2 tRNA genes and 3 rRNA genes are annotated in these 5573 nt (G+C 51.4%); all 5 read right to left on the bottom strand.

Annotated features, from left to right (window positions below):
• Positions 1 to 31: 31 nt before the first annotated feature.
• Positions 32 to 147 (bottom strand): 5S ribosomal RNA (gene rrf / locus DN388_RS25280).
• Positions 148 to 285: 138 nt separating this feature from the next.
• Positions 286 to 3175 (bottom strand): 23S ribosomal RNA (locus DN388_RS25275).
• A 224-nt stretch (positions 3176 to 3399) separates the two neighbouring features.
• Positions 3400 to 3475 (bottom strand) — tRNA-Ala (locus tag DN388_RS25270).
• A 7-nt stretch (positions 3476 to 3482) separates the two neighbouring features.
• Positions 3483 to 3559, bottom strand: a tRNA-Ile gene (locus DN388_RS25265).
• A gap of 84 nt (positions 3560 to 3643) precedes the next feature.
• Positions 3644 to 5180 (bottom strand): 16S ribosomal RNA (locus DN388_RS25260).
• Together the 16S, 23S and 5S rRNA genes with 2 tRNA genes alongside form the textbook arrangement of a ribosomal RNA operon.
• Between the last annotated feature and the right edge of the window lie 393 nt (positions 5181 to 5573).

Below are 5573 nucleotides of genomic sequence, written 5' to 3'. Positions count from 1 at the left end.
TGCAGATGCAGATAGGGGTTTCGGAATTTAATCTTGACGATGACCTACTCTCACATGGGGAAACCCCACACTACCATCGGCGATGCATCGTTTCACTACTGAGTTCGGGATGGGATCAGGTGGTTCCAATGCTCTATGGTCGTCAAGAAATTCTGTTGCCAGAAGGTCTTGTTCAGACACTCCAGCGAATCGGGTATGTGATGTTTGTGAGTTACAAATCTTCGGCTTACTGTGTCTTCACAACACCGCAATCTGGTCGTTCGACGCAAATTGCTTGGGTGTTATATGGTCAAGCCTCACGGGCAATTAGTATTGGTTAGCTCAACGCCTCACAGCGCTTACACACCCAACCTATCAACGTCGTAGTCTTCGACGGCCCTTCAGGGAGCTCAAGGCTCCAGTGAGATCTCATCTTGAGGCAAGTTTCCCGCTTAGATGCTTTCAGCGGTTATCTCTTCCGAACATAGCTACCCGGCAATGCCACTGGCGTGACAACCGGAACACCAGAGGTTCGTCCACTCCGGTCCTCTCGTACTAGGAGCAGCCCCTCTCAAATCTCAAACGTCCACGGCAGATAGGGACCGAACTGTCTCACGACGTTCTAAACCCAGCTCGCGTACCACTTTAAATGGCGAACAGCCATACCCTTGGGACCGGCTTCAGCCCCAGGATGTGATGAGCCGACATCGAGGTGCCAAACACCGCCGTCGATATGAACTCTTGGGCGGTATCAGCCTGTTATCCCCGGAGTACCTTTTATCCGTTGAGCGATGGCCCTTCCATACAGAACCACCGGATCACTAAGACCTACTTTCGTACCTGCTCGACGTGTCTGTCTCGCAGTCAAGCGCGCTTTTGCCTTTATACTCTACGACCGATTTCCGACCGGTCTGAGCGCACCTTCGTACTCCTCCGTTACTCTTTAGGAGGAGACCGCCCCAGTCAAACTACCCACCATACACTGTCCTCGATCCGGATAACGGACCTGAGTTAGAACCTCAAAGTTGCCAGGGTGGTATTTCAAGGATGGCTCCACGCAGACTGGCGTCCACGCTTCAAAGCCTCCCACCTATCCTACACAAGCAAATTCAAAGTCCAGTGCAAAGCTATAGTAAAGGTTCACGGGGTCTTTCCGTCTAGCCGCGGATACACTGCATCTTCACAGCGATTTCAATTTCACTGAGTCTCGGGTGGAGACAGCGCCGCCATCGTTACGCCATTCGTGCAGGTCGGAACTTACCCGACAAGGAATTTCGCTACCTTAGGACCGTTATAGTTACGGCCGCCGTTTACCGGGGCTTCGATCAAGAGCTTCGCGTTAGCTAACCCCATCAATTAACCTTCCGGCACCGGGCAGGCGTCACACCCTATACGTCCACTTTCGTGTTTGCAGAGTGCTGTGTTTTTAATAAACAGTCGCAGCGGCCTGGTATCTTCGACCGGCATGAGCTTACGGAGCAAGTCCTTCACCCTCACCGGCGCACCTTCTCCCGAAGTTACGGTGCCATTTTGCCTAGTTCCTTCACCCGAGTTCTCTCAAGCGCCTTGGTATTCTCTACCCAACCACCTGTGTCGGTTTGGGGTACGGTTCCTGGTTACCTGAAGCTTAGAAGCTTTTCTTGGAAGCATGGCATCAACCACTTCGTCGCCTAATGGCAACTCGTCATCAGCTCTCGGCCTTAAGATCCCGGATTTACCTAAGATCTCAGCCTACCACCTTAAACTTGGACAACCAACGCCAAGCTGGCCTAGCCTTCTCCGTCCCTCCATCGCAATAACCAGAAGTACAGGAATATTAACCTGTTTTCCATCGACTACGCTTTTCAGCCTCGCCTTAGGGACCGACTAACCCTGCGTCGATTAACGTTGCGCAGGAAACCTTGGTCTTTCGGCGTGGGAGTTTTTCACTCCCATTGTCGTTACTCATGTCAGCATTCGCACTTCTGATACCTCCAGCAAGCTTCTCAACTCACCTTCACAGGCTTACAGAACGCTCCTCTACCGCATCACCTAAGTGATACCCGTAGCTTCGGTGTATGGTTTGAGCCCCGTTACATCTTCCGCGCAGGCCGACTCGACTAGTGAGCTATTACGCTTTCTTTAAAGGGTGGCTGCTTCTAAGCCAACCTCCTAGCTGTCTAAGCCTTCCCACATCGTTTCCCACTTAACCATAACTTTGGGACCTTAGCTGACGGTCTGGGTTGTTTCCCTTTTCACGACGGACGTTAGCACCCGCCGTGTGTCTCCCATGCTCGGCACTTGTAGGTATTCGGAGTTTGCATCGGTTTGGTAAGTCGGGATGACCCCCTAGCCGAAACAGTGCTCTACCCCCTACAGTGATACATGAGGCGCTACCTAAATAGCTTTCGAGGAGAACCAGCTATCTCCGAGCTTGATTAGCCTTTCACTCCGATCCACAGGTCATCCGCTAACTTTTCAACGGTAGTCGGTTCGGTCCTCCAGTCAGTGTTACCTAACCTTCAACCTGCCCATGGATAGATCGCCCGGTTTCGGGTCTATACCCAGCGACTAAACGCCCTATTAAGACTCGCTTTCGCTACGCCTCCCCTATTCGGTTAAGCTCGCCACTGAATATAAGTCGCTGACCCATTATACAAAAGGTACGCAGTCACCTAACAAGTAGGCTCCCACTGCTTGTACGCATACGGTTTCAGGATCTATTTCACTCCCCTCTCCGGGGTTCTTTTCGCCTTTCCCTCACGGTACTGGTTCACTATCGGTCAGTCAGTAGTATTTAGCCTTGGAGGATGGTCCCCCCATATTCAGACAAAGTTTCTCGTGCTCCGTCCTACTCGATTTCATGACTAAGAGATTTTCGCGTACAGGGCTATCACCCACTATGGCCGCACTTTCCAGAGCGTTCCGCTAATCTCAAAGCCACTTAAGGGCTAGTCCCCGTTCGCTCGCCACTACTAAGGGAATCTCGGTTGATTTCTTTTCCTCAGGGTACTTAGATGTTTCAGTTCCCCTGGTTCGCCTCTTGCACCTATGTATTCAGTACAAGATACCTGACTTATGCCAGGTGGGTTCCCCCATTCAGAGATCTCCGGATCAAAGTCTGTTTGCCGACTCCCCGAAGCTTATCGCAGGCTACCACGTCTTTCATCGCCTCTGACTGCCAAGGCATCCACCGTATGCGCTTCTTCACTTGACCATATAACCCCAAGCAATCTGGTTATACTGTGAAGACAACATTCGCCGAAAACTTGTAATTACTCACAAATTTTACCTTAGCCTGAACACACACCAGTGAAAGTGCTGTCCAGTCTATCTTTCTATCACATACCCAAATTTTTAAAGAACGATTCTGATAAAGTTCAGAAATCAATATTCGACGCGAATATTCATTTCTAAGCTTTGACAAACTAGCAAGCGGGGTGGTGGAGCCAAGCGGGATCGAACCGCTGACCTCCTGCGTGCAAGGCAGGCGCTCTCCCAGCTGAGCTATGGCCCCAGCAAATTGGTGGGTCTGGGCAGATTCGAACTGCCGACCTCACCCTTATCAGGGGTGCGCTCTAACCAACTGAGCTACAGACCCAATCGAAGGTTGCTAACCTAATCGTCTTCTTCAATGAATCAAGCAATTCGTGTGGGAGCTTATGAGACAGCTGATGTCGTCGATTAAGGAGGTGATCCAGCCGCAGGTTCCCCTACGGCTACCTTGTTACGACTTCACCCCAGTCATGAATCACACCGTGGTAACCGTCCTCCCGAAGGTTAGACTAGCTACTTCTGGTGCAACCCACTCCCATGGTGTGACGGGCGGTGTGTACAAGGCCCGGGAACGTATTCACCGCGACATTCTGATTCGCGATTACTAGCGATTCCGACTTCACGCAGTCGAGTTGCAGACTGCGATCCGGACTACGATCGGTTTTGTGAGATTAGCTCCACCTCGCGGCTTGGCGACCCTCTGTACCGACCATTGTAGCACGTGTGTAGCCCAGGCCGTAAGGGCCATGATGACTTGACGTCATCCCCACCTTCCTCCGGTTTGTCACCGGCAGTCTCCTTAGAGTGCCCACCATAACGTGCTGGTAACTAAGGACAAGGGTTGCGCTCGTTACGGGACTTAACCCAACATCTCACGACACGAGCTGACGACAGCCATGCAGCACCTGTCTCAATGTTCCCGAAGGCACCAATCCATCTCTGGAAAGTTCATTGGATGTCAAGGCCTGGTAAGGTTCTTCGCGTTGCTTCGAATTAAACCACATGCTCCACCGCTTGTGCGGGCCCCCGTCAATTCATTTGAGTTTTAACCTTGCGGCCGTACTCCCCAGGCGGTCAACTTAATGCGTTAGCTGCGCCACTAAAATCTCAAGGATTCCAACGGCTAGTTGACATCGTTTACGGCGTGGACTACCAGGGTATCTAATCCTGTTTGCTCCCCACGCTTTCGCACCTCAGTGTCAGTATGAGCCCAGGTGGTCGCCTTCGCCACTGGTGTTCCTTCCTATATCTACGCATTTCACCGCTACACAGGAAATTCCACCACCCTCTGCCCTACTCTAGCTCGCCAGTTTTGGATGCAGTTCCCAGGTTGAGCCCGGGGATTTCACATCCAACTTAACGAACCACCTACGCGCGCTTTACGCCCAGTAATTCCGATTAACGCTTGCACCCTCTGTATTACCGCGGCTGCTGGCACAGAGTTAGCCGGTGCTTATTCTGTCGGTAACGTCAAAACAGCAAGGTATTCGCTTACTGCCCTTCCTCCCAACTTAAAGTGCTTTACAATCCGAAGACCTTCTTCACACACGCGGCATGGCTGGATCAGGCTTTCGCCCATTGTCCAATATTCCCCACTGCTGCCTCCCGTAGGAGTCTGGACCGTGTCTCAGTTCCAGTGTGACTGATCATCCTCTCAGACCAGTTACGGATCGTAGCCTTGGTGAGCCATTACCTCACCAACTAGCTAATCCGACCTAGGCTCATCTGATAGCGCAAGGCCCGAAGGTCCCCTGCTTTCTCCCGTAGGACGTATGCGGTATTAGCGTTCCTTTCGAAACGTTGTCCCCCACTACCAGGCAGATTCCTAGGTATTACTCACCCGTCCGCCGCTGAATCGAAGAGCAAGCTCTTCTCATCCGCTCGACTTGCATGTGTTAGGCCTGCCGCCAGCGTTCAATCTGAGCCATGATCAAACTCTTCAGTTCAATACTGCTTGGGTTTTGAGAAAACCCTAAACTTGGCTCAGCATTCTCAAATGACTTACTTTCAAATCTTTCGATTTTCGTGTAGTCACTTGTGATGCTGATAATCTTTCTGACTATCAGTCTGAGCTCACAAGCACCCACACGAATTGCTTGATTCAATTGTTAAAGAGCGGTTGGTCAAGAACTTTTCGTCTCAACCGAGGCGCGCATTCTACGCTTTCCTCAGAGTCTGTCAAGCGTTTATTTTGAAGTTTTTCGTTTCACTTCAAACACTTGACTCGCTTCGATCTCTCGTAGCGGGAGGCGAATTCTACAGCGTTACAACCTGCTGTCAACCACCTTTTTCACCGCTGCCGATCTTTCGATCGAAGCACCTCCAGCCTGACCTGAAAC

The sequence above is a fragment of the Pseudomonas sp. S12(2018) genome (genome assembly GCF_024355235.1).
GTDB classification, from domain to species: Bacteria; Pseudomonadota; Gammaproteobacteria; order Pseudomonadales; family Pseudomonadaceae; genus Aquipseudomonas; species Aquipseudomonas palmensis.
Note: the sequence above shows the minus strand (reverse complement) of the source record. Positions and strands in the feature narration are given on the sequence as shown.